The sequence below is a fragment of the Streptomyces sp. NPDC005533 genome (assembly GCF_042871845.1).
Taxonomy (GTDB): domain Bacteria; phylum Actinomycetota; class Actinomycetes; order Streptomycetales; family Streptomycetaceae; genus Streptomyces.
Genome location: NZ_JBIAJH010000058.1, coordinates 1 through 20,215, shown reverse-complemented (window position 1 = coordinate 20,215; position 20,215 = coordinate 1). Strand labels below are relative to the sequence as shown.

At 70.5% G+C, this 20,215-nt stretch carries 24 protein-coding genes; 17 read left to right on the top strand and 7 right to left on the bottom strand.

The window, feature by feature from the left end; genetic code table 11:
- The first annotated feature begins 37 nt into the window (after window positions 1–37).
- The 7 genes from ACFYP3_RS33675 to hemB all read left to right on the top strand — a co-directional run bounded on the left by ACFYP3_RS33675 (window position 38) and on the right by hemB (window position 8,511).
- Window positions 38–316 (top strand): glutaredoxin family protein, encoded by a 279-nt coding sequence (locus tag ACFYP3_RS33675; RefSeq protein ID WP_351594161.1) that lies wholly within the window; start codon window positions 38–40, stop codon window positions 314–316.
- 273 nt (window positions 317–589) lie between these two features.
- On the top strand, window positions 590–1,399 hold the full coding sequence (locus ACFYP3_RS33670; RefSeq protein ID WP_388841119.1) for a redox-sensing transcriptional repressor Rex: 810 nt from the start codon (window positions 590–592) through the stop codon (window positions 1,397–1,399).
- On the top strand, window positions 1,396–3,072 hold the full coding sequence (locus tag ACFYP3_RS33665; RefSeq protein ID WP_388841116.1) for a glutamyl-tRNA reductase: 1,677 nt from the start codon (window positions 1,396–1,398) through the stop codon (window positions 3,070–3,072). The genes ACFYP3_RS33670 and ACFYP3_RS33665 overlap by 4 nt, the downstream gene beginning before the upstream one ends.
- Window positions 3,069–4,037 (top strand): hydroxymethylbilane synthase, encoded by a 969-nt coding sequence (gene hemC, locus ACFYP3_RS33660; protein ID WP_388841113.1) that lies wholly within the window; start codon window positions 3,069–3,071, stop codon window positions 4,035–4,037. The genes ACFYP3_RS33665 and hemC overlap by 4 nt, the downstream gene beginning before the upstream one ends.
- Window positions 4,034–5,701 carry a uroporphyrinogen-III synthase gene (locus ACFYP3_RS33655; RefSeq protein ID WP_388841111.1) on the top strand — a complete coding sequence of 556 codons (1,668 nt, stop codon included), beginning with the start codon at window positions 4,034–4,036 and terminating at the stop codon, window positions 5,699–5,701. The genes hemC and ACFYP3_RS33655 overlap by 4 nt, the downstream gene beginning before the upstream one ends.
- Before the next feature lie 156 nt (window positions 5,702–5,857).
- On the top strand, window positions 5,858–7,357 hold the full coding sequence (gene proP, locus ACFYP3_RS33650) for a glycine betaine/L-proline transporter ProP (RefSeq protein ID WP_388841108.1): 1,500 nt from the start codon (window positions 5,858–5,860) through the stop codon (window positions 7,355–7,357).
- A 155-nt stretch (window positions 7,358–7,512) separates the two neighbouring features.
- Window positions 7,513–8,511, top strand: coding sequence for a porphobilinogen synthase (gene hemB / locus ACFYP3_RS33645; protein WP_388841105.1), 999 nt, complete (start codon window positions 7,513–7,515; stop codon window positions 8,509–8,511).
- A gap of 6 nt (window positions 8,512–8,517) precedes the next feature.
- Here hemB and ACFYP3_RS33640 read toward each other — a convergent pair whose 3' ends face one another.
- A complete protein-coding gene (locus ACFYP3_RS33640) occupies window positions 8,518–8,862 on the bottom strand; it encodes a hypothetical protein (RefSeq protein ID WP_388841102.1) in 345 nt (114 codons plus the stop codon).
- 129 nt (window positions 8,863–8,991) lie between these two features.
- Here ACFYP3_RS33640 and ACFYP3_RS33635 point away from each other — a divergent pair, with 129 nt between their 5' ends.
- From ACFYP3_RS33635 to ACFYP3_RS33600, 8 genes are all read left to right on the top strand, one after another.
- Window positions 8,992–9,378 carry a WXG100 family type VII secretion target gene (locus ACFYP3_RS33635; protein WP_388841099.1) on the top strand — a complete coding sequence of 129 codons (387 nt, stop codon included), beginning with the start codon at window positions 8,992–8,994 and terminating at the stop codon, window positions 9,376–9,378.
- Window positions 9,379–9,401: 23 nt separating this feature from the next.
- Window positions 9,402–9,707, top strand: a complete 306-nt coding sequence (locus tag ACFYP3_RS33630) for a WXG100 family type VII secretion target (RefSeq protein ID WP_030721304.1) — start codon at window positions 9,402–9,404, stop codon at window positions 9,705–9,707.
- Window positions 9,707–11,512, top strand: a complete 1,806-nt coding sequence (locus tag ACFYP3_RS33625; protein ID WP_388841096.1) for an RNase A-like domain-containing protein — start codon at window positions 9,707–9,709, stop codon at window positions 11,510–11,512. The genes ACFYP3_RS33630 and ACFYP3_RS33625 overlap by 1 nt, the downstream gene beginning before the upstream one ends.
- 16 nt (window positions 11,513–11,528) lie before the next feature.
- Window positions 11,529–12,116 carry a hypothetical protein gene (locus ACFYP3_RS33620; protein ID WP_388841093.1) on the top strand — a complete coding sequence of 196 codons (588 nt, stop codon included), beginning with the start codon at window positions 11,529–11,531 and terminating at the stop codon, window positions 12,114–12,116.
- 19 nt (window positions 12,117–12,135) lie between these two features.
- Window positions 12,136–12,711 (top strand): hypothetical protein, encoded by a 576-nt coding sequence (locus ACFYP3_RS33615; RefSeq protein WP_388841089.1) that lies wholly within the window; start codon window positions 12,136–12,138, stop codon window positions 12,709–12,711.
- Between the two features lie 12 nt (window positions 12,712–12,723).
- A complete protein-coding gene (locus tag ACFYP3_RS33610) occupies window positions 12,724–13,023 on the top strand; it encodes an RNase A-like domain-containing protein (protein WP_388841086.1) in 300 nt (99 codons plus the stop codon).
- A gap of 12 nt (window positions 13,024–13,035) precedes the next feature.
- The gene (locus tag ACFYP3_RS33605; RefSeq protein WP_388841084.1) at window positions 13,036–13,692 is read left to right on the top strand and encodes a contact-dependent growth inhibition system immunity protein; all 657 of its coding nucleotides are present in this window, start codon (window positions 13,036–13,038) and stop codon (window positions 13,690–13,692) included.
- Between the two features lie 89 nt (window positions 13,693–13,781).
- Window positions 13,782–14,054, top strand: coding sequence for a DUF1876 domain-containing protein (locus ACFYP3_RS33600; protein WP_030721318.1), 273 nt, complete (start codon window positions 13,782–13,784; stop codon window positions 14,052–14,054).
- A 51-nt stretch (window positions 14,055–14,105) separates the two neighbouring features.
- Here ACFYP3_RS33600 and ACFYP3_RS33595 read toward each other — a convergent pair whose 3' ends face one another.
- Together ACFYP3_RS33595 and ACFYP3_RS33590 are read right to left on the bottom strand one after the other, a co-directional pair.
- Window positions 14,106–14,861: an ABC transporter permease gene (locus ACFYP3_RS33595; protein WP_388841081.1), complete on the bottom strand. Its 756-nt coding sequence runs from the start codon at window positions 14,859–14,861 to the stop codon at window positions 14,106–14,108.
- Window positions 14,858–15,793: an ATP-binding cassette domain-containing protein gene (locus ACFYP3_RS33590; protein ID WP_388841079.1), complete on the bottom strand. Its 936-nt coding sequence runs from the start codon at window positions 15,791–15,793 to the stop codon at window positions 14,858–14,860. The genes ACFYP3_RS33595 and ACFYP3_RS33590 overlap by 4 nt, the downstream gene beginning before the upstream one ends.
- A 103-nt stretch (window positions 15,794–15,896) precedes the next feature.
- Between ACFYP3_RS33590 and ACFYP3_RS33585 the strand changes: the two genes are divergently transcribed.
- Window positions 15,897–16,673 carry a TetR/AcrR family transcriptional regulator gene (locus ACFYP3_RS33585; RefSeq protein ID WP_388841076.1) on the top strand — a complete coding sequence of 259 codons (777 nt, stop codon included), beginning with the start codon at window positions 15,897–15,899 and terminating at the stop codon, window positions 16,671–16,673.
- Here ACFYP3_RS33585 and ACFYP3_RS33580 read toward each other — a convergent pair.
- Genes ACFYP3_RS33580 through ACFYP3_RS33565 form a run of 4 tightly spaced genes read right to left on the bottom strand, consistent with a single transcriptional unit; the run spans window position 16,656 to window position 19,552 of the window.
- Window positions 16,656–17,426: a hypothetical protein gene (locus ACFYP3_RS33580; RefSeq protein ID WP_388841073.1), complete on the bottom strand. Its 771-nt coding sequence runs from the start codon at window positions 17,424–17,426 to the stop codon at window positions 16,656–16,658. The genes ACFYP3_RS33585 and ACFYP3_RS33580 overlap by 18 nt on opposite strands.
- Window positions 17,410–18,615 (bottom strand): hypothetical protein, encoded by a 1,206-nt coding sequence (locus tag ACFYP3_RS33575; protein WP_388841071.1) that lies wholly within the window; start codon window positions 18,613–18,615, stop codon window positions 17,410–17,412. Before ACFYP3_RS33575 ends, ACFYP3_RS33580 begins: the two co-directional genes overlap by 17 nt.
- Window positions 18,612–18,791: a DUF397 domain-containing protein gene (locus ACFYP3_RS33570; protein WP_388841068.1), complete on the bottom strand. Its 180-nt coding sequence runs from the start codon at window positions 18,789–18,791 to the stop codon at window positions 18,612–18,614. Before ACFYP3_RS33570 ends, ACFYP3_RS33575 begins: the two co-directional genes overlap by 4 nt.
- Entirely contained in the window at window positions 18,788–19,552 is a 765-nt protein-coding gene (locus ACFYP3_RS33565) for a Scr1 family TA system antitoxin-like transcriptional regulator (RefSeq protein ID WP_388841065.1), read from the bottom strand. The genes ACFYP3_RS33570 and ACFYP3_RS33565 overlap by 4 nt, the downstream gene beginning before the upstream one ends.
- A 173-nt stretch (window positions 19,553–19,725) precedes the next feature.
- Here ACFYP3_RS33565 and ACFYP3_RS33560 point away from each other — a divergent pair, with 173 nt between their 5' ends.
- Window positions 19,726–20,124 carry an ATP-binding protein gene (locus ACFYP3_RS33560; protein WP_388841062.1) on the top strand — a complete coding sequence of 133 codons (399 nt, stop codon included), beginning with the start codon at window positions 19,726–19,728 and terminating at the stop codon, window positions 20,122–20,124.
- The last annotated feature ends 91 nt before the right edge of the window (window positions 20,125–20,215 follow it).

The following is a 20,215-nucleotide window of genomic DNA, read 5'->3' as shown; positions in this document are numbered from 1 at the left end:
GGAAACGGAGGCGTTAACACTTCGGGAGAATGGGGCCATGAGCCCTTTGTTGCGCCGTAAGGAAAAGAAGCGTCCCGGCGAGCGGATGGTGACGCTGATCGGGAAGCCCGGGTGTCACCTGTGCGACGAGGCCGAGGAGGTGGTCGCGAAGGTCTGCGCCGAGACCGGAGCGCAGTGGGAGAAGAAGGACATCTCGCAGGACGAGGAGTTGTACCGGCTGCACTGGGAGCAGATCCCGGTGGTGCTCGTCGACGGCGAGCAGCACACCTTCTGGAGGGTGAACCCGGACCGGCTCCGGCGGGCGTTGGGGGCCTGACCCCTTCCCCGGTTACCATCATGGGCGTTTTGTGGGGTCTCGGGGGCGTATCTGTGAGGAGTGTGCACGGTTTTGCCCCCTTTGGGATTTGAACGGGTTCGGCGTGCCGCCGGTTCCGGGTCCAGGTGCCGAGGTCGCGTGACCCCGGTCACTTTGCTCGGACAAAGCGGACACAATCTTTGTGCACGCGTTCACAAAGGCATAGCCTGCTGTCGACGGGGCGGTCTTGGGACAAGTGACCGCCTGCAGCCCCGCTCATCCCGCAGGAGCATCGTGGCAACTGGCCGAACTCACCGACCGGCGACCCGCAGCCGAGGTATTCCCGAGGCCACTGTCGCCCGGCTTCCGCTGTACTTGCGTGCCCTCACCGCGCTCTCCGAGCGATCGGTGCCCACGGTGTCCTCCGAGGAGCTCGCGGCCGCCGCCGGAGTCAACTCCGCGAAGCTGCGCAAGGACTTCTCGTACCTCGGTTCCTACGGGACGCGCGGCGTCGGCTACGACGTCGAGTACCTCGTCTACCAGATCTCCCGCGAGCTCGGCCTGACCCAGGACTGGCCCGTCGTCATCGTCGGCATCGGCAACCTCGGCGCCGCCCTCGCCAACTACGGCGGGTTCTCCGCGCGCGGGTTCCGCGTGGCCGCGCTGATCGACGCGGACCCGGCGATGGCCGGCAAGCCGGTGGCCGGCATGGCCGTCCAGCACACCGACGACCTGGAGAAGATCATCGAGGAGAACGGCGTCTCGATCGGTGTGATCGCGACGCCCGCCGGTGCGGCCCAGCAGGTCAGCGAGCGGCTGATCGCGGCCGGGGTCACCTCCATCCTGAACTTCGCGCCGACCGTGCTGTCCGTGCCCGACGGCGTGGACGTGCGCAAGGTCGACCTCTCCATCGAGCTCCAGATCCTGGCGTTCCACGAGCAGCGCAAGGCCGGCGAGGAAGCGGCCGCCGCCGCTGCCGCCGGCGGCTCCTCCGTGGGCGGCGCCGCCCCCGCCGCGGCCGTCGTGCCGCCGGCCGGGCGCGCGGCCGCCGAGGCGCGCAAGGGCAACCCCGACGGTGACCACCCGGCGGTGATGCCGGCATGAGTCTGCTCGTCGTAGGGCTGAGCCACCGCAGCGCACCCGTCAGCGTCCTGGAGCGGGCCTCGCTGTCCGCGGACGCCAAGATCAAGCTGCTGCACGACACCCTCGCCGCGGAACCCGCGACGGAGGCGGCGGTGCTCGCCACGTGCAACCGCATCGAGCTGTACGCCGACGTGGACAAGTTCCACGCGGGCGTGGCCGAGCTGTCCACGCTGCTGGCCCAGCACAGCGGGGTGGCGCTGGAAGAGCTCACGCCGTACCTCTACGTGCACTACGAGGACCGGGCGGTGCACCACCTGTTCTCGGTGGCGTGCGGCCTGGACTCGATGGTCGTGGGCGAGGGGCAGATCCTCGGCCAGATCAAGGACGCGCTGGCGTTGGGGCAGGAGCTGCACACCGCCGGCCGGCTGATCAACGACCTGTTCCAGCAGGCGCTGCGGGTCGGCAAGCGGGCGCACTCGGAGACCGGGATCGACCGCGCGGGCCAGTCGCTGGTGACCTTCGGGCTGGAGCAGCTGGCCGTACGGGTGCCGGTCGCGCAGTGGGCGGCGGGGAAGCGGGCGCTGGTCATCGGCGCCGGATCCATGTCCTCGCTGGCGGCGGCGACGCTGGCGCGGGTCGGCGTCGCCGAGATCGTGGTGGCGAACCGGACCGGCGAGCGGGCGGAGCGGCTCGCGGAGATTCTGGTTGCCTCAGGCACGGGTGTGCGGGCTTCGGCCGTGCCGATGGCTCAGGTCGCCGATGAGCTGACACGAGTCGACGTGGTGGTCTCGTGCACTGGTGCGACGGGGCTCGTGCTGACCGCCGATGACGTGCTGACCGCCGTGTCCTGGGGCGCTGCCCCCGACCCCGCGCCTCAGACGCCGGCGGGGCTGGATGTGCCGCCTCACACGCCGGCGGGGCTGGATGCGGCCGTCGTCGCGCGGCTCGTCGCCGCCGCGCGGGACGGCGGGCGGCTGGCCGACGCCGGGGCGGCCCGGACGATCAGTGCCGCGACGGAGGCCGACGGGTGTCCGGTGGGGCCCGACGGGCGGGCCGCGCTGACCGGGGTCGACGCCAACTCCCTCGAACTGCACGGAACCTGGGCCGACCAGGGCGAGGCCGCCGCGCAGCGGCAGCCCCGCAAGGGCGCCCGCAGCCAGGTCGACGTGGCGCCCGTACGGCTGGCCCTGCTGGACCTGGCCATGCCGCGCGACATCGACGCCGCCGTGCACCGCATCCCCGGGGTGCGGCTCGTCGACATCGAAAGCCTGGCCGAGGCGTCGGCCGACGCCCCGATGGCGGCCGACGTCGATGCCGTGCGCGGCATAGTCGCCGAGGAAGTGGCCGCCTTCGGTGCCGCACAGCGGGCCGCGCACATCACGCCCACCGTGGTCGCCCTGCGGGCCATGGCGGCCGAGGTCGTGGCCATGGAAGTGGCGCGGCTCGACGGGCGGCTCCCGGACTTGGACGAACGGCAGCGCGCCGAGGTCACCCAGACCGTGCGCCGCGTCGTCGACAAGCTCCTCCACGCGCCGACCGTGCGCGTCAAGCAGCTCGCCAGCGAGCCCGGCGGCGCCGGGTACGCGGAGGCGCTGCGCGAACTCTTCGACCTCGACCCTCAGACGGTAGCTTCCGTCAGCCGGGCGGACGCGGCCGATCCGATGAACGACGACGACCCAGGACGGGCATCATGAACACACGTCCCGACCAGCCGCTGCGGCTCGGTACGCGGCGGAGCAAGCTGGCCATGTCCCAGTCGGGGCACGTCGCCGACGCGGTACGGGCGATCACCGGCCGGGCCGTCGAGCTCGTGGAGATCACGACCTACGGCGACGTCTCGCGCGAGCACCTCGCGCAGATCGGCGGCACGGGCGTGTTCGTCACCGCGCTGCGCGACGCGCTGCTGCGCGGTGAGGTCGACTTCGCCGTGCACTCGCTGAAGGACCTGCCGACCGCGCAGCCCGACGACCTCGTGATCGCGGCCATGCCGCGGCGCGAGGACGCCCGGGACGCGCTCGTCGCGCGGGACGGCCTGACCTTCGAGCAGCTGCCCGACGGTGCCCGCATCGGCACCGGGTCGCCGCGGCGCACGGCCCAGCTCAACCACCTGGCGCTGTCGCTCGGCAAGCGGATCGAGACGGTGCCCATCCGCGGCAACGTCGACACCCGGATCGGCTTCGTCCGCGACGGCGAGCTCGACGCCGTCGTGCTCGCGGCCGCCGGCCTCAACCGGATCGGTCGCGGTGACGAGGCGACCGACCTGCTCTCCGTCGACAACGTCCTGCCGGCTCCCGGCCAGGGCGCCCTGGCCGTGGAGTGCCTCGCGTCCGATACGGACCTCATCGCCGCGCTCGGCGAGCTCGACGACCCGCACACCCGGGCCGCCGTGACCGCCGAGCGTTCTCTGCTCGCCGCCCTGGAGGCCGGCTGCAGCGCACCCGTGGGCGCGTTCGCCGATCTTCTGGCCGACGGCCAGGTTGTCAATGAAATGCGCCTGCGCGGCGTCGTCGGAACCCTCGACGGCTCGACGCTGGTGCAGCTGTCCACCACCGGTCCCGTGCCCCAGTCGTACGACGAGGCCATGGCTCTCGGCCGCGAACTCGCGGACGAGATGCTGGCCAAGGGCGCGGCCGGTCTGATGGGGGAGCGATCGCTTTGAACCCCTCAATTCCGACCACCTCCGCCTATCCGGCCGTCGCCGCCCACGGACGCGTCACCTTCCTCGGTGCCGGCCCCGGCGACCCGGGTCTGCTGACGCTGCGCGCCGTCGAGGCGCTCGCCGCCGCGGACGTACTGATCGCGGAGCCCGAGGTGCTCGAGGTCGTACGGACGCATGCGCGCGCGAATGTCGACACGCCGCAGCTGACGATCGCTGACGAAGTGTCAGCAGCCGCCGGGGTCCCGGTGATCCGGGACGCGGCCAATCTTGTCATGGAGGCCGCACGCTCCGGCAGGCGGGTCGTACGAGCCGTCACGGGCGACCCCGGGCTCGACGGCAACGCCGCCGAGGAGATGCTCGTCTGCGCCACCGCCGGCATCCCCTTCGAGGTGGTGCCCGGAGTGGCGACCGCGGTCGGCGTGCCCGCGTACGCCGGTGTCCCGCTGCGCGACAAGCAGGGCGCGGACGTCCGCTTCGTCGACGCGAAGACGGCCTCGGCGCGCTGCTGGAGCGAGGTCGGCGCGAGCGACGGGATCCTCGTCGTCTCCGCGACGCTGGAGACCGTGTCGGCGGCCGCCGCCGAGCTGGTGAGCGCCGGACGCAAGGCCGACACCCCGCTGACGGTGACCGTCGCCGGCACCACCACGCGGCAGCGGACCTGGTCCGCGACGCTGGGCACGATCGCCCAGGTGTTCAAGCAGGGCAAGGTGCTCCCGTCGCCCGAGGGCGCCCGGTCCGTCATAGCCGTGGTCGGTGAGCACAGCGCCGCCGCGCGGCGCGAGGACCTGGCCTGGTTCGAGTCGAAGCCGCTGTTCGGCTGGCGGGTCCTCGTACCGCGCACCAAGGAGCAGGCGGCCTCGCTCTCCGACCAACTGCGTTCGTACGGTGCGGTGCCGCACGAGGTGCCGACCATCGCCGTGGAGCCGCCGCGCACCCCGCAGCAGATGGAGCGCGCGGTGAAGGGCCTGGTGACGGGCCGCTACGAGTGGATCGCCTTCACCTCGGTCAACGCCGTGAAGGCCGTCCGCGAGAAGTTCGAGGAGTACGGGCTCGACGCGCGCGCCTTCGCGGGCATCAAGGTCGCCGCGGTGGGCGAGCAGACCGCGGCCGCGCTGGTGGAGTTCGGCGTGAAGCCGGACCTGGTGCCGAGCGGCGAGCAGTCCGCGGCCGGGCTGCTGGAGGACTGGCCGCCGTACGACCCGGTCTTCGACCCGATCGACCGCGTGTTCCTGCCGCGGGCCGACATCGCGACCGAGACGCTGGTCGCCGGGCTGATCGAGCTCGGGTGGGAGGTCGACGACGTCACGGCCTACCGGACCGTGCGGGCGTCGCCGCCGCCGGCGGACACGCGCGAGGCGATCAAGGGCGGCGGGTTCGACGCGGTGCTCTTCACGTCGTCGAGCACCGTGCGCAACCTGGTGGGCATCGCCGGCAAGCCGCACAACGTGACCGTCATCGCCTGTATCGGGCCGGCGACGGCCAAGACGGCGGAGGAGCACGGGCTGCGGGTCGACGTCCTGTCGCCGGAGCCGAGCGTCGGCAAGCTGGCGGAGGCGCTGGCCGAGTACGGCGCGGCGCGCCGCGAGGCGGCCAAGGAGGCCGGCGAGACGGTGTTCCGGCCGAGCGAGCGGCGGCCGGGGGCGCGGCGTCGGCGTACGACGTGAGCGGTTTAGCGCAGGAAGCGATCAGGGCCCGGGTGCGATGCGCACCCGGGCCCTTCGCCGTGTGATCCACGTCGCACCGGGCCCTTCGGCCCGTTTGCGGCCACCGGGACCGCGCAGACGGGAGGGCTGGAGCACCCACCGACGAGAGGACCGGCCATGGCGGCCCCCCGAACCCCGCAGGTGGCCGATCCGGAAGCGGTGAAGCGCCACCCCGTACTCTTCCGAGCCGTCCGGCAGCGGCTGAACCCGAGACTGCGCCGGAGCGACATCACCGTCACGGACGACGCGGCCGTCCACCGCGCCGTGAAGGCGGCCTCGCTCGGCAACGCCATGGAGTGGTTCGACTTCGGCATCTACTCCTACCTGGCCGTCACGCTGGGGCACGTCTTCTTCCCGTCGGGGAGCGACACCACCCAGCTGCTGTCGTCCTTCGCGACGTTCGCCGTGGCCTTCCTGGTGCGGCCGCTGGGCGGGATGTTCTTCGGCCCGATGGGTGACCGCGTCGGGCGCAAGAAGGTCCTCGCCCTGACCATGATCATGATGGCGGTGGGCACCTTCGCCATCGGCCTGATCCCCTCGCACGGGGCGATCGGGCTGTGGGCCCCCGTCCTGCTGATCTTCTTCCGGATGCTCCAGGGCTTCTCGACCGGCGGGGAGTACGGCGGCGCCTCCACCTTCATCGCCGAGTACGCGCCCGACAAGCGCCGCGGCTTCTTCGGCAGCTTCCTCGAATTCGGCACCCTGGCCGGTTACGTCGGCGCGGCCGCCCTGGTGACCGCCCTGTACGCGCTGCTCGACGACGCGCAGATGGAGTCCTGGGGCTGGCGCGTGCCGTTCCTCGTCGCCGGGCCGCTCGGACTGGTCGGCCTGTACCTGCGGATGCGCCTGGACGAGACGCCCGCCTTCCGGAAGCTGGACAGCGGCACGGGCGCGCGGGCCACCGAGGCCGCCGACGCGGTGGAGACCACCACCAAGGGCGACCTTGCGAAGATCTTCCGCGAGTACTGGCCGACGCTGATCCTGTGCGTCTGCCTGGTCGGCGCGTACAACATCACCGACTACATGCTGCTGTCGTACATGCCGACGTACCTCTCCGACGAGCTGGGCTACAGCGAGACGCACGGACTGCTGATCCTGCTCGGGGTGATGGTCTGTCTGATGCTCGTCATCAGCCGGGTCGGCTCCCTCTCCGACCGCTACGGCCGCAAGCCGCTGCTGATGGCCGGCATGACGGGCTTCTTCGTGCTCTCCGTCCCGGCGTTCCTGCTGATCCGCCAGGGCGGCGTCCCCGCGATCACCGCCGGCATGCTGATGCTGGGCCTGTCCCTGGTCTGCATGCTCGGCACCATGTCCGCCGCGCTGCCGGCGCTCTTCCCGACCCGGGTGCGCTACGGCTCCCTGTCGGTCGGCTACAACGTGTCGGCGTCCCTCTTCGGCGGCACGACACCGCTGGTGATCACCGCCCTGATCGGCTGGACCGGCTCGAACCTGATGCCCGCGTACTACGCGATGGGGGCGGCCCTGGTCGGCATCATCGCGGTGGCGTGCATGAAGGAGACCGCGCGGAAGCCGCTCGACGGGTCGCCGCCGTCGGTGGAGACCGAGGAGGAGGCCGCCGAACTGTGCGCGGCGCAGAGCCCGGAGCCGAGGTTCTGACCGGCCGCCCTGCGGGGATCGCCCCGGCACGCGCCCGACCCCGACCCCGTCCCCACCGGCCGGGCCGGGCGCCGCGCGGCGCCCCGCGCGGACGCGTCCCGGGCGGGCTCTAGGCTGGGGTCGACTGCTGTCGATGCTCGAAGAGGCGACTGAAGATGAGCACGTACGGATCCTTCCCCGGCTCGCGGCCCCGCCGGCTGCGCACCACCCCCGCGATGCGGCGGATGGTCGCGGAGAACCGGCTGCACCCCTCGGACCTGATCCTCCCCGCGTTCGTACGGGAGGGCATCAGCGAGCCCCTGGCGATCTCGGCGATGCCCGGCGTCGTCCAGCACACGCGGGACACGCTGCGGAAGGCCGCCGTGGAGGCGGTCGAGGCGGGGGTCGCGGGGATCATGCTGTTCGGCGTCCCGGCCGACGAGAACAAGGACGCGCTGGGCACGGCGGGCACGGAGCCGGACGGGATCCTGCAGGTCGCCATCCGCGACGTGAAGGCCGAGGTCGGCGACGACCTGGTGATCATGTCCGACCTCTGTCTGGACGAGTACACCGACCACGGGCACTGCGGCGTGCTGGACGAGCACGGTCGGGTGGACAACGACGCGACGCTGGAGCGGTACGCCGAGATGGCGCAGGTCCAGGCCGACGCGGGCGTCCACGTGGTGGGCCCGAGCGGGATGATGGACGGTCAGGTCGGCGTCATCCGCGACGCGCTGGACGAGACCGGGCACGAGGACGTGTCCATCCTGGCGTACACGGCCAAGTACTCGTCGGCGTTCTACGGGCCCTTCCGGGAGGCCGTCGCCTCCTCGCTCCAGGGCGACCGCAAGACGTACCAGCAGGACCCGGCGAACGCCCGGGAGTCCCTGCGGGAGCTGGCCCTCGACCTGGAGGAGGGCGCCGACATGGTCATGGTCAAGCCGGCCGGCCCCTACCTCGACATCCTGTACCGGGTCGCGCAGGCCGTGGACGTCCCGGTGGCGGCGTACCAGATCAGCGGCGAGTTCGCGATGATTGAGGCGGCCGCGGAGAAGGGCTGGATCGAGCGCGACCGTGCCGTCCTGGAGACGCTGCTGGGCATCAAGCGGGCGGGCGCCGACACGATCCTCACCTACTGGGCGACCGAGGTCGCCGGCTGGCTGCGCCACGCCTGACCCGCTCTACGGCCAGTCGACGAGGCCGTGGAAGACGAGGAAGTCGAGGACGACGGCCGCCGGGGCGGCCACCGCGAACCACACCCTGGCGGCGGCGTGGCGCCGCTGCCAGGGCAGCGCCCATGCGGCGAGCAACAGGACCAGCACCACGGCCAGGCCGGACCCGAACACGGGGAAGGCGATGCCGTAGGAGGCGTCGAACCGGTCGCTCGCCGCTTCACCGCAGGAGTCGCACGCCATCGGGGACAGCCCGACGAAGAAGAACGCGACGGCCGCGAGCGGCAGCGTCAGCAGGGTGGAGACGAGCGGCGCGACGAACGCACGGGGTCGGCGGGCGGGGTCCGGGGTCATGGATCCAGTGAACTCCTTGCGAAGACATGGAACATGAGTGCGCATACTCAGGTGATCCTGGTACTGCACCTGCGAAAATCCTGAGTGTACGTACGGAGGTGGCGTGGCAGCGCCGAAGAGGGGGTGGACATGACGGACGGCGATCTGAGGGTCTCGAAGGACGGCCTCACCAAGCTGGCGGACGACCTCGATGAGATGCAGGGTCATCTGGAGCGCCAGATCCGGAACATGGACCGGGTGGTCGACAGCATCGCAGCGGGCTGGCAGGGGCCCACCGCCACGGCGTACCGCGCCCTGCACCGGGGGGCCGCGGAGGACGCCGTGCGGATCCGCCAGGTGCTCGCCCTCCTCGAACGGGCGACCAGGGCCTCCCGTGACGGGTTCACGGCCCAGGAGCTGGAGGTCCTGGCCGCGTTCAGGCGCGTCCAGAGCCAGGAGGACGTGTCCGCGTCCGCCGCGGAACTGACCGTGCCGGATCAGCCGCCCGCCCCGCACAGCCGTCTGCAGGACATCTGAGAGCAGCGAGGAACAGCCCCACCATGTCGGACGACGACCGGATAACTGTCGATTTCGCCACCCTGCAGCGCCTGTCGGGGGACCTGGAGGAAATCCTCAAGGACCTCAACGAGAAGCTGGAACTGCTCTACGAGCGCTCGAAGAAGGCCGTGCTGAGCTGGGACGGCGAGGCCCGGCAGGCCTTCATCGACGAGCTGGACAAATGGGACCGCTCGGCCCAGGACCTCAAGGCCGCGCAGGCCTGGCTGCACGAGGTCGTGGTCAAGGGTCACCTCAACTACGCCGCGGCGAACAGGTCCGTGCTCCAGGGCTGGGGAGGCGGCGCCTGATGGCCGGACCCACCCCGGGCCCGCCGAGCTCCGGCCCGGCGCAGCCGCCCGCCGGGGGCGGCACCATCGACGTCAAGCCGTCGAGCCTGTGGTCCGTCTCCGGGCAGGTCGCCAAGCAGCAGGACCCCATGATGCGCGGTGGGAACACGCTCGTGCGGGAGCTGAAGGAGCACCCGGACGCCGGCGGGGCGGGCACCGAGGCGGAGAAGTTCGCGGCGGCCTACAAGAAGATAGGCAACCGTTGGCTGGAGGTGTTGGGCAAGAGCGTGGTCAGCATCGGAGGTGTCGCCGTCGGCTTCACGGAGACCGCCAACGCCTACACCAAGGCCGATGCCGCGGCCCACCCCAAGGCCGGCACGACCCCGGAGCAGCGCGCCCTGCCCACGGTCATCGACAAGGACCCCAACTTCGACAGCGTCCCCGACATCAAGTGGGGCGACGACGACGGCGGTGACGACCTGATCCGCGGTGCGATGGAGGGCATACCGGAGATGATCCGGGACGTCCTGCAGCCCGTCGCGAAGCACGTCTTCCGTGTCGGCAAGGTGGCGGACGTATATCCCTTCCCGCAGCAGCACTACCTCAACTCGCACTGCCACAGCTGGATGAACGCCTCGGTCGTCCCGAGCAACACGGCAGCAGAGCTGACGAGGATCATCGGCACCATCACCAACCACCAGAAGGCCGACTGGGAAGCCGCCATGCGGACGTTCTGCAGCGCGCTGTGGGGCGCGACGGACTGGGGTCAGTCCCGGCACGGCTACCAATGGGCGCACACCACGGGCCCATACGGCGCCAAGGTGGCCACGGGCAGTCAGCCGGTGATGAGCGTCCTGAACGATGTGGCGATCAAGATCAGCGACTGTCTGCGCGAGTACGCGGAAGCCGCCGTCGAGCTGAACCACGACGTCTTCGAAGAGCTCAAGCGGGCCATGAAGCAGGCTGCCATGAGCATCATCGAGGACTTGGAGAAGGCCAAGGAGAAGCCCAGCGTCAAGAGCATCGTCGGCGCCGTCACCAGCGTGGCCAGCGGGGTCGGCGGGCTCACCGGACTCCTGCTGAAGTTCGACGTCAACACGGTCCTGAAGCTGGACAAGGCCAAGCTCAACCGGATCGTGGACAAGTACACGGGCATCGTGGACGGCCTCACGACACGCATGAACGCGCTCCAGGAGGTTCTGGACGAAGCGCATCGGAGCGCCCCGAAGTTCGAGGCCGGCGTCGCCCGCGCCCACGGCTTCGGTGCCAGGTCCCTGGAGGACTTCAAGAGCACCTCGCAGACCTGGCTGAAGATCGACTCGGCCACCGGCAAGTACGTACTGGACCTGGCGGCCAACGAGTACATGGCCGACGGCCACACGCTGGACAAGCACGTGGGCAAGACGGACGAGCAGCTGGCGCAGCGCCTGCGCGACCAGCAACAGAACGGCCCGACCCAGGCCTGGCCGCACGGCAAGCCGAAGCCGAGCGGCTCGTCGGCCTTCCCGAACTACCAGCGGGCGCAGGAACTCACCGAATACAACCTCAACTACAACGCTGCGGCGATCGAGGCCTGGATCAAGGGGCCGCCGCCGCCGGAGGAGGGCAAAGTGCAGCCCTTCCTGGCGCCGGCGCCCAATGGTGAGGTCAGCGGCCGCAGCGTGAGCAAGCAGCCGACCGACCCGAACGATCCGCTGTCCGGATTCAAGCAGGGCGGCATCAAAGCCGAGGCGCAGGATGTCAAGGGCATCGACACGAGGATCAAGTACGACAGCAGCCGCAACCCTCCGTTCACCGTCATGACGTCCATGCCCAGCGCTTTGTGAGAAAGGCCCTTCGAAGATGTCCGCCGACCAGAAGTCCTGGGAATCTGCGGTAGTGCACCTGTACGACGACGGGTTCGCGTTCGTCGCCACCGGTCCGCGCAAGCACGAGGACTGGCGGGCCGACGTGCTCGCCGTCATGGAACGCGCCGTCCCCGATCCGCGCGGATGGGCGGGGATCGACCCGATCGCGCACGAACGCACTGCGGAGCACCCCGCCGTCCCGTTCTGCCGCCCGGCCTTCAGGGACGATCCGTTGCGCCCGCTCACCCCGGCCGACGTCGGGGAACGGTTGCACGAGATTGACCGTGCGAGCGCCGAGAACCTCCTGCTCGCACTCACCGACGACGGCTGCACCCTGCGGAACCTCGAAAGGTTCAGTGAGAGTTTCGAAGAGCTGCAGGGCATGGCGCGCACCGTCCTCGCCCGCTACGGGGACGCGATCACCTGCCACACCAACGTCAGCTCTGTCGGTCACATCGGCACGCTGGACTTCGGGGGGAACCCTGTGGGCTGGATGCCGATGACCTTCTACGGGGAGGACTGCGGACTGGTAGTGGTCTCCGAGACCGAGGTCGGGCTGTTCTGGGCATTCGGCGACATCTGAGCCCTGGGAGGATCAAGCCATGCCGACCCGATTCACCGAGGCCGCCACCTGGGAAGCCGCGCTGCTGCGGCTCCTGGAGGACGTCTTCACCTTCGCCAGGAGCGGCCCCCGGTCGCACGAGGACTGGGCCGAGGACGTCCTCGCCGTCATGGAGCGGTCCGTCGCCGATCCACGGGGCTGGTCCGCCCTGGATCCGGAGACGTTCGTGGAGGGCCGGGAGGCCGGCTTCCCCTCCCACCCGTTCCGGGCGCTGACCGCCGAGGACCTACGCGCCGGGCTCCGGCCGATCACGGCCGGCGCCGCCGTCGACCTGCTCGCCTCGCTCGCGCAGGAGTGGTTCTTCGAGGGCTTCCCGGTCCGGTCCCGGGAGGACCGGGACGCGGTGCTCGCGGACGCCCGGACGCTGCTGGACCGGTTCGGCCCCGACGCGGCGTTCTGGACCTCCTCCGACCTCGCCCGCGACTGCGACGCGCCCGACTTCCTGGCACGGGACCTCGAAGGCGGCCACCCCTTCACCGACTACATGATGGACCTCGGCCTGATCGCGGTGTCGGCGGACGAGGTCGGCGTCTTCTGGTCGTTCAACGCGAATTGAGACAATGATCCGATGCTGACCCGATCCGCCACCTACCCCGACCGGGAGACCGCCCAGTGGGCCACCCAGCAGGTGGTGACCGCCAACGAGCAGGTCATCCACCGCTGGCTCGCCCAGGGGACCCGGGCCCGCCTCACCATCGAGGCCGCCTGGCCGTCCCGTGCGGAGCCCGTCGGCCGGGTGCAGCTGGAGGCGATGCTGCTCGCCGGCCAGGGGCCCGTCGACGTCCGCGCCGCCCGCGTCGTCCTGCGCCGCGACCCCGCCAGCCCGTACGGATTCGTCGTCCTGACGACCGTCCCGTTCTACCCGTAGAGGCGACCGACCGTGTCCATGAAGCCCCTCGAACACGACCGGCGCTACGGCGAGCTCGACCAGGTGCTGCGCGCCTACCTCGGCCAGCCCGCCGACGACACGGCGGAGCAGCGCAGCCGCGCGCTGGACGCCTACCTGCGCCACACCTGGCACACCCGCCCCTGGGCCATCGCGGAGGCGGAGCGCCAGCTGCGCGAGTACGGCCGCAACCCTCCGGGGCGCCTGCGGATCGACCTCGGCGAGTTCTACGCCGTCCCCGACGTCGGGATCCCGCAGTCCGCGATCGGTGACTGGCTCTTCGTCCTCGCCGACCACCTCAAGCAGAGCATCGAGGACGGCGAGGTGCCCCCGCCGGCGAACCCGCAGACCCACTGGGAGTGGCACGCGCGGTTCCCGGAGACGGCGCAGCTGCTGGGCGGCTGGTTCTCGCAGGACATCGTCGACGAGTTCCCCGACCACGAGGCGGCGGTCGCGGACTACGCCGCCACCACCGACCCGCAGATCGTCGCCCGCCTCGTCGGCGAGCTCCACGAACTGATCGCGCTCCCGCTGGACGAGGGCGACTACGCCCTCGCCGCCGCCGAGCTCGGCATGGAGGTCAACCCGCCCGAGCCGTTCTCGTACGGAGCGTGGTTCCGCACGGTCGCGGCGACGCTGACCGCCGACTGACGGCCGGGAGCCGGCGGCCTCCCGGCTCGCGCGGCCCCTCCCGCGGGCGCACCCTGGAGGGAAGGGTGACCCCCTGGAGGTGATGCACCATGGCCACGCTCGTCGGGTGGCATGTGGAGCTGGAATTCACCGAGGAGGGCCACCGCACCAGTGCGGCGGCCCTGGTCAGACTCGGGGACGGCTCCGAGATCAAGGCGCGGGGCTACGCCCTGCGTCACCCCTCCGACCCGGAGCAGCTGAGGGTCGGGGAAGAGATCGCGGGTGCTCGCGCGCTCATGGATCTCGCGTCGCAGATGCTGCAGAAGGCCCACGCCGAGATCGACGAGGCGACGGGCCGGCATTCCTACCCGCTCAACGGCTGAGCGGGTACGCGCCGTCGGCGTGCCGAGGGGCTTCTCCTGGTGAGGAGCCCCTCAGCGCGTCCTGTTGCGGAACAGGACCGCGGAGAGGGCCACGGCCGCGGCCGTGATGCCCGCGCACCAGGTCAGGGCCACCCAGGGGGCGTCCCCGGCGGGCTGCGCCAGGAGCAGGGCGCGCAGGGACTCGATCACGGGGGTCAGCGGCTGGTGGTCGGCGAAGCCGTGCAGCCAGCCGGGCATGGTGTCGATGGGGACGAAGGCGCTGGACGGGTAGGGCAGGAACATCATCAGGAAGGTGAAGCCGCCCGCCGCCTCGGGGGACTTGGCGAGCAGGCCGAGTGCGGCGGCCAGCCAGGAGATCGCCGTGATGTACGTCAGCAGCAGGCCGGCCGCGGCGAGGAAGGCGGCCGGGTCCGCCTGGGGCCGGAAGCCGATCGCGAGGGCCACGGCGAGGACGAGGGTGGTGGAGAGCAGGTTGCGCAGGACCGAGGCCGTGACGTGTCCGGCGAGGATCGGGATGGCGCCGATGTCGAGGGAGCGGAAGCGGTCGATGACGCCGTTCGTCATGTCCTCGGCGACGCTGACGGCGGTGGAGGCCGCGCCGAAGCCGGCGCAGAGCAGCATGGCGCCCGGCACCACGTACGTCACGTACGTCGTCCCGGTGTCGATGGCCCCGCCGAAGAAGTAGACGAAGATCAGCATCAGCATGACGGGCAGCATCAGGGCGGCGATCAGGGCGTCGGGCCGGCGGCTGCTGATGCGCAGGCTGCGGCCGGTCAGGGCGAGGGCGCTCATGGGCAGGGCGGTCATCGGTCGGCTCCCGTCAGGGTGAGGAACACGTCGTCGAGGGTGGCGCTGCGGACGGCGAAGCGGTCCACGGCGGTGCGGTCCGGATCGAGTTCGTCGAGCAGGGCACGGACGTGGGCGGCGCTCCCGTCGGTGGCCAGGCCGAGGACGAGCGCGTCGGGGTCGAGGTGGACGGCGCGCGGGGCGAGGGCCTCGTAGGCGGCGCCGGTGGTGAGGGTCAGGTCCAGGCGGTGTCCGGCGACGCGGGCCTTGAGTTCGGCCGGGGTGCCCTCGGCGGCGATGCGGCCGCCCGCGAGGACGGCGACGCGGTCGGCGAGCCGGTCGGCCTCCTCCAGGTACTGGGTGGTCAGCAGGACGGTGGTGCCGTCGGCGCGCAGCTCCCGTACGAGGTCCCACAGGTCCTGGCGGCTGCGCGGGTCGAGGCCGCTCGTCGGCTCGTCCAGGAAGACCACCTCGGGCCGGGAGACGAGGCTCGCGGCGAGGTCGAGGCGCCGTCGCATGCCGCCCGAGTACGTCTTCGCGGTGCGGCCGGCGGCCTCGGTGAGGCCGAAACGGGCGAGGAGTTCGTCGGCGCGGGCGCGGGCGGCGCGGGGGGAGAGCCCGGTGAGCCGGCCCATCATGCGCAGGGTCTCCGTGCCGGTCAGGAGCTCGTCGAGGGCGGCGAACTGGCCGGTGAGGGAGATCAGTTCGCGCACGCGGCGGCGTGCGGTGACGGTGTCGTGTCCGGCGACGCGGGCGGTTCCGGCGTCGGCGGCCGTGAGGGTGGCGAGGATCCGGACGGTGGTGGTCTTGCCGGCGCCATTGGGGCCCAGGAGGGCGAGGACGCTGCCGCGCGGGACGGCGAGGTCGATGCCGTCGAGGACGCGGAGGTCGCCGTAGGACTTGGTCAGGCCGGTGGCGTGGATGCCGTGGTCGCCGGAGGCGTGCGTGGTCATGGGGATGCGATCCCTTCCCGCTGCTCTTCTGCGTATGCCTTACGCTCTTCTGTGTAAGTAATACACAGAACTAGGATGGGGGTCAATCGAGGAGCGGGCGGTCATGGCGGACGAGGACAGCGGGACAGGGCTCCCGGCGAGCCTGGAAATGGCCTGGGGTCTACGCGAACGCCCCGGCAAGGGGCCGCGCCCCACGCTCACCCTGCCGAAGATCGTGGAGGCGGCGGTGGCACTGGCCGCTGCCGAGGGGGTGGACGCCGTCTCCATGGGCCGCGTGGCCAAGGAACTGGGCGTCTCGACCATGTCCCTCTACCGCTACGTCGCCGCGAAGGAGGAGCTCTACGTCCTCATGGCGGACGCGGGCGTCGGCGCCCCGCCGCCGCTGCCGCCCGAGGCCGAGGGGTGGGGCTGGCGCGAGCTGCTGACGAACTGGGCGTACGCGCAGCGGGCCGTCCTGATGGCCAACTCCTGGATCCTGCGCATCCCGATCACCGCCGCGCCCGTCTCCCCGAACCAGCTGGCCTGGATGGACCGGGGCCTCGCCTCGATGGCCGGCACGGGCCTGACGGAGAGCGAGAAGCTCTCGACGATCATCCTCATCGGGGGCCTCGTACGGAACGAGGCCACGATGGCCGCCGACATGATGGACGCCATCGTGAAGTCCGGGGTCGCCCCGGACCAGGCGCTCGGCCAGTACGTCCGCACGCTGCGGCTCATGACCGGACCGGACAGCCACCCCGCGGTGACCCGGCTGCTGGCCTCGGACGCGTTCAGCGGCTCCGGCGAGCCGGACTTCCAGTTCCGCTTCGGCCTGGACCGCATCCTGGACGGGCTGGACCCGCTCGCGGCGGATCCGGTGCGGTCAGACGGGCGGCAGTAGATCGCTCTCGCTGACGGTGTACGTCAGCGGAGGGTAGACGAAGTCCGTTTCCTCGTTCTCGCGGCGCCGCAGCCGGTAGAACTCGCGCCGCTGCTCGTCGTCGGCCGAGGTGAGGCGCGCGCCCTGCGGGAGGTAGGCGTGTCCGTCGCGAAACCGGACGAGGGTCTTCGACGTACGGAACGTCACGCCCAGCCATTCGTTGTCCGCCGTCGGACCGGACGTGTCCAGCACGATCTTGTGCGTCATGCGCCGATTCGCGTCGACGGAGAACGCGACGACACCGTGGTGGGCGAGAGGGATCTCGAACGCGTCGCCACCGGATCCCTTTGACGCGAACATCAGCTTCCGCAGTGGGCCCGCTTCGGGATTCCGGTAGCAGGAGAAGACGGCGATGAACGAATCTTCGGCGAGATCCAGGGCCTGGTCGCAATGGCCGCCCATGGTCCTGTAGGCATTCGTGTAGCTCTCGACGAGAGCGTTGTTGAAGCCGACCGGGGTCGCCGCGTGTTCCTGGATCCGCTGCGCCAGCCGTTCGTGCACCGCGCGGAAACGCTGCGCCGGGCTGCTGTATTGAGCGGTGGTGCGTACGAGGGGCACGCCGCCGGCGCCGTCGATCCTGGTGAGCACGGCACCTTGCCGGCCCTTCCCCACGCCTTCCAGACGAACCGACGTGGACAGCTCCGCGAAGAGGTCCGGCTCGGTCGGCAGCGCGAGCGAGATGATCTCGTCCGAGACCTCAGACGCGGGGGGCAACGTAGTCTCCCGTGTTCATGCTGAAGAGGAACGCGTCGCCGTAGTCGATGAAGGACGAGGTCCTGTTCTCCTCGGCGTACAGCCTGCGCAGCTCGTCCATGCCCTCCGGTGTGGCCGGCCCGAGCTTCACCAGGTCCCCGGCCGCCTTGAGGAACGTCTGGCCGTCCTTGTGGACGGCTTCGGCGCTCGAACAGCGCACCACGTACCCGAGGCGGGTCGGGAGCATCTCGGCGCCCAAGGTCGAGGGCCGGATTTCGTGCGTGTACAGGCGGTTGGTGGACAGCGGCATGAAGAAAACGGACCCGGGGTAGAGCGTCAGGTCGAACTGCGGGGGGAGCGCCACCCCGTCGCGTTCCGCGTTCGGCTCCTTGAGGCGAAAGCGGAGCGTGGTCAGCCCGCTGGCACGCTTCACGCCGTAGTCGAAGGCGTCTTCGGCCAGGGGCCGCAGCTTTTCGAGCCCGTCGTAGAACGTGCAGAAGGCCATGACGCCGTTGACGGGCATGTCCTTGGTCTTGTCGGCATGCGCCGAGATCCTGGCCTTGGACTGCTTGCGCTCGGCCGTGGCAAGGGTGTTGTGGTAGATCTGCGCGAGGACGTGATTCAGCGGTGCGTGGCCCCGGAAGACGGTGGCGGCCTCGCGATTCAGAGCCTCGACGATGCGGGTGTCGGTCGTACGAAAGCCCTCGGTCGGCCCCGAGAGGTTCGTGGAGCACCGCAGCAGGCGGAAATGCAGCTCGTCGCCGTTCTGCTCGACGGGCGTCAGATAGATGCCGCTGCGGTGGGCCGTTCCGGGCTTGGTGGACTCCGTCAGGGACTGGAAGGCGTGCTCCGCGCGGATCCGTCCGAAGTGATCGGCGTCGAGGTCGAAGAAGCGCCGGTAGTACACGCCGGCCCCGTGCACCCGGACGGGAACCCGGCCGACACCGACGAGGGGCCACGACGTGTCGGCGTCACCACACGACAGCTCGCGGACGACGAACACCCGCTCGGCCGAGTCCAGTTGGCTGCGGTGGATTGTGGCTACGTCGCCACACAGGTAGACGGTCTTCTGCGCGAGGTCGGTCGCACCGGAGGCGAGGTCCTCCGGGGTGATCACGGATCCGAAGAAATCCCTGACCAGGTCCTGGTCGTGCAGCGTCGACGGCGCGACCAGTACGTTGCTCGCACCGTCGAGGCGGGCTTCCGTCATCGAGCCAGCCAGCCGGTGAGCGCCGCCCAGCTCGCCGGCGCGAGGCCCAGGACGGGGCCGTCCTGGACTTTCGAGTCCCGGACGTGGACCTGAGTCGCGCCCTGGGCGACCTCTACGCACTGGTCGCCGTCGGGGCTGCTGTAGCTGGACTTGAACCACTTCAGTGTGGTGCTCATAGCTCTCCTAGCATGCGCTCCAGCAGGCCCTTTGTTTCAAGAGGGGTGAGGGCCTGGGTTCGCAGCATGGCATACCGCTGGGCCAGGATGCTGACGTCATCGGGGTCGGTGACGAGCTTGCTGCCACGCTGACCTTCGAAGTAGCCGCGGTGCACGTGTTCAGGTGTTTCCAGCATGGTGAATGAGCCGGAGAGGGCCGGATGGTACGTCTGGCCGAGCGGCAGAATCTGCATGGTGACGTGGGGAAGCTCCATGCAGGCCAGCAGGTTGCGCACCTGTTCGGCCCAGACTGCGTCGCCGCCGATCCTGTCGCGGAGTCCCGTTTCCGAGATCACGAAAGAGACGCTCGGCGGGTGTTGCTGATGCAGCATCTGCACCCGGGAGAGTCGTCGGACGATCAGCGCCTCGATCTCCTCTGGGAGGAAGGCCGGTACGCGGCAGCGGAATAGGGCCCGCATGTAGTTCTCGGTCTGGAGGACTCCCGGGACGACCATGCTCTCGTACCAGTTGAGGGCAACGGCCTGCTTTTCGAGATCCATGTACTCCTCCGACCAGGGAGGGCTCGCATCCCGCTCGGGCATTTCGAGCGCCGCCACGGTCAGCAGACCCGGCAGGCCCAGGTGCAGGTCCATCAGCTCCGCGACGTGAGGCATAAGAGTCCGCCGACCCTGCTCGATGGACGCGATGGTCTCCTCGTCCAGGCGGACCAGCTCTCCGAGCTGCTTCTGGGTCAGGTTCTTGGCGATGCGGGCGGCGGCCACCTGCGCTCCGACCATTTTCATGGTCGTCGCGTTCGGCCGTGCTCGTTTCCTCGGTGGCATGACAGCGAACTCCCCACCCACGCATGCGGAATACCCCGCGCGGACCCGTACTCATCAAGGAGTACGGGTCGGCGCTCAGCCACACGCTAGTCACGCAACGCGACGATCGTCCCGTGAATCCAACTATTCAGGCGGCGCTCATGCGGGAGCGCCTCTACCTGCGCTCACCCCGAACCGTCTCAGCTGCGCGGCACTTCACACGTGACACCTTGCGGGCGTGGGGAGCCACCGAACACCTCGACGACATGTTGCTCTGCGTGAGCGAGCTGGCGACCAACGCGCTGCGGTACGGGGTCCCGCGCGGCCGCGGCTACCTGCTGCGGCTGTACGGCTTCGAGGACGCGACCGTGCGGGTCGAGGTGCACGACAGCGGGCCCGGGTTCTCCCGGATCACCGGGCGACCGCACGGGCGCGGGCTCACGCTGGTCACCGCGCTCTCCGACGAGTGGGGGGTGCTGGCCCGGACACCGGGGAAGGTCGTCTGGTGCGAGTTCCGTGGGGGTGCCTGCTAGTGTGCTGAGTCAGTGGTTGGCTTACAGTTCCTGTATGACTCGTCCTGGTCCGAAGCTTGCGCCGCTGAACCTGACTGATGCTGAACGCGGC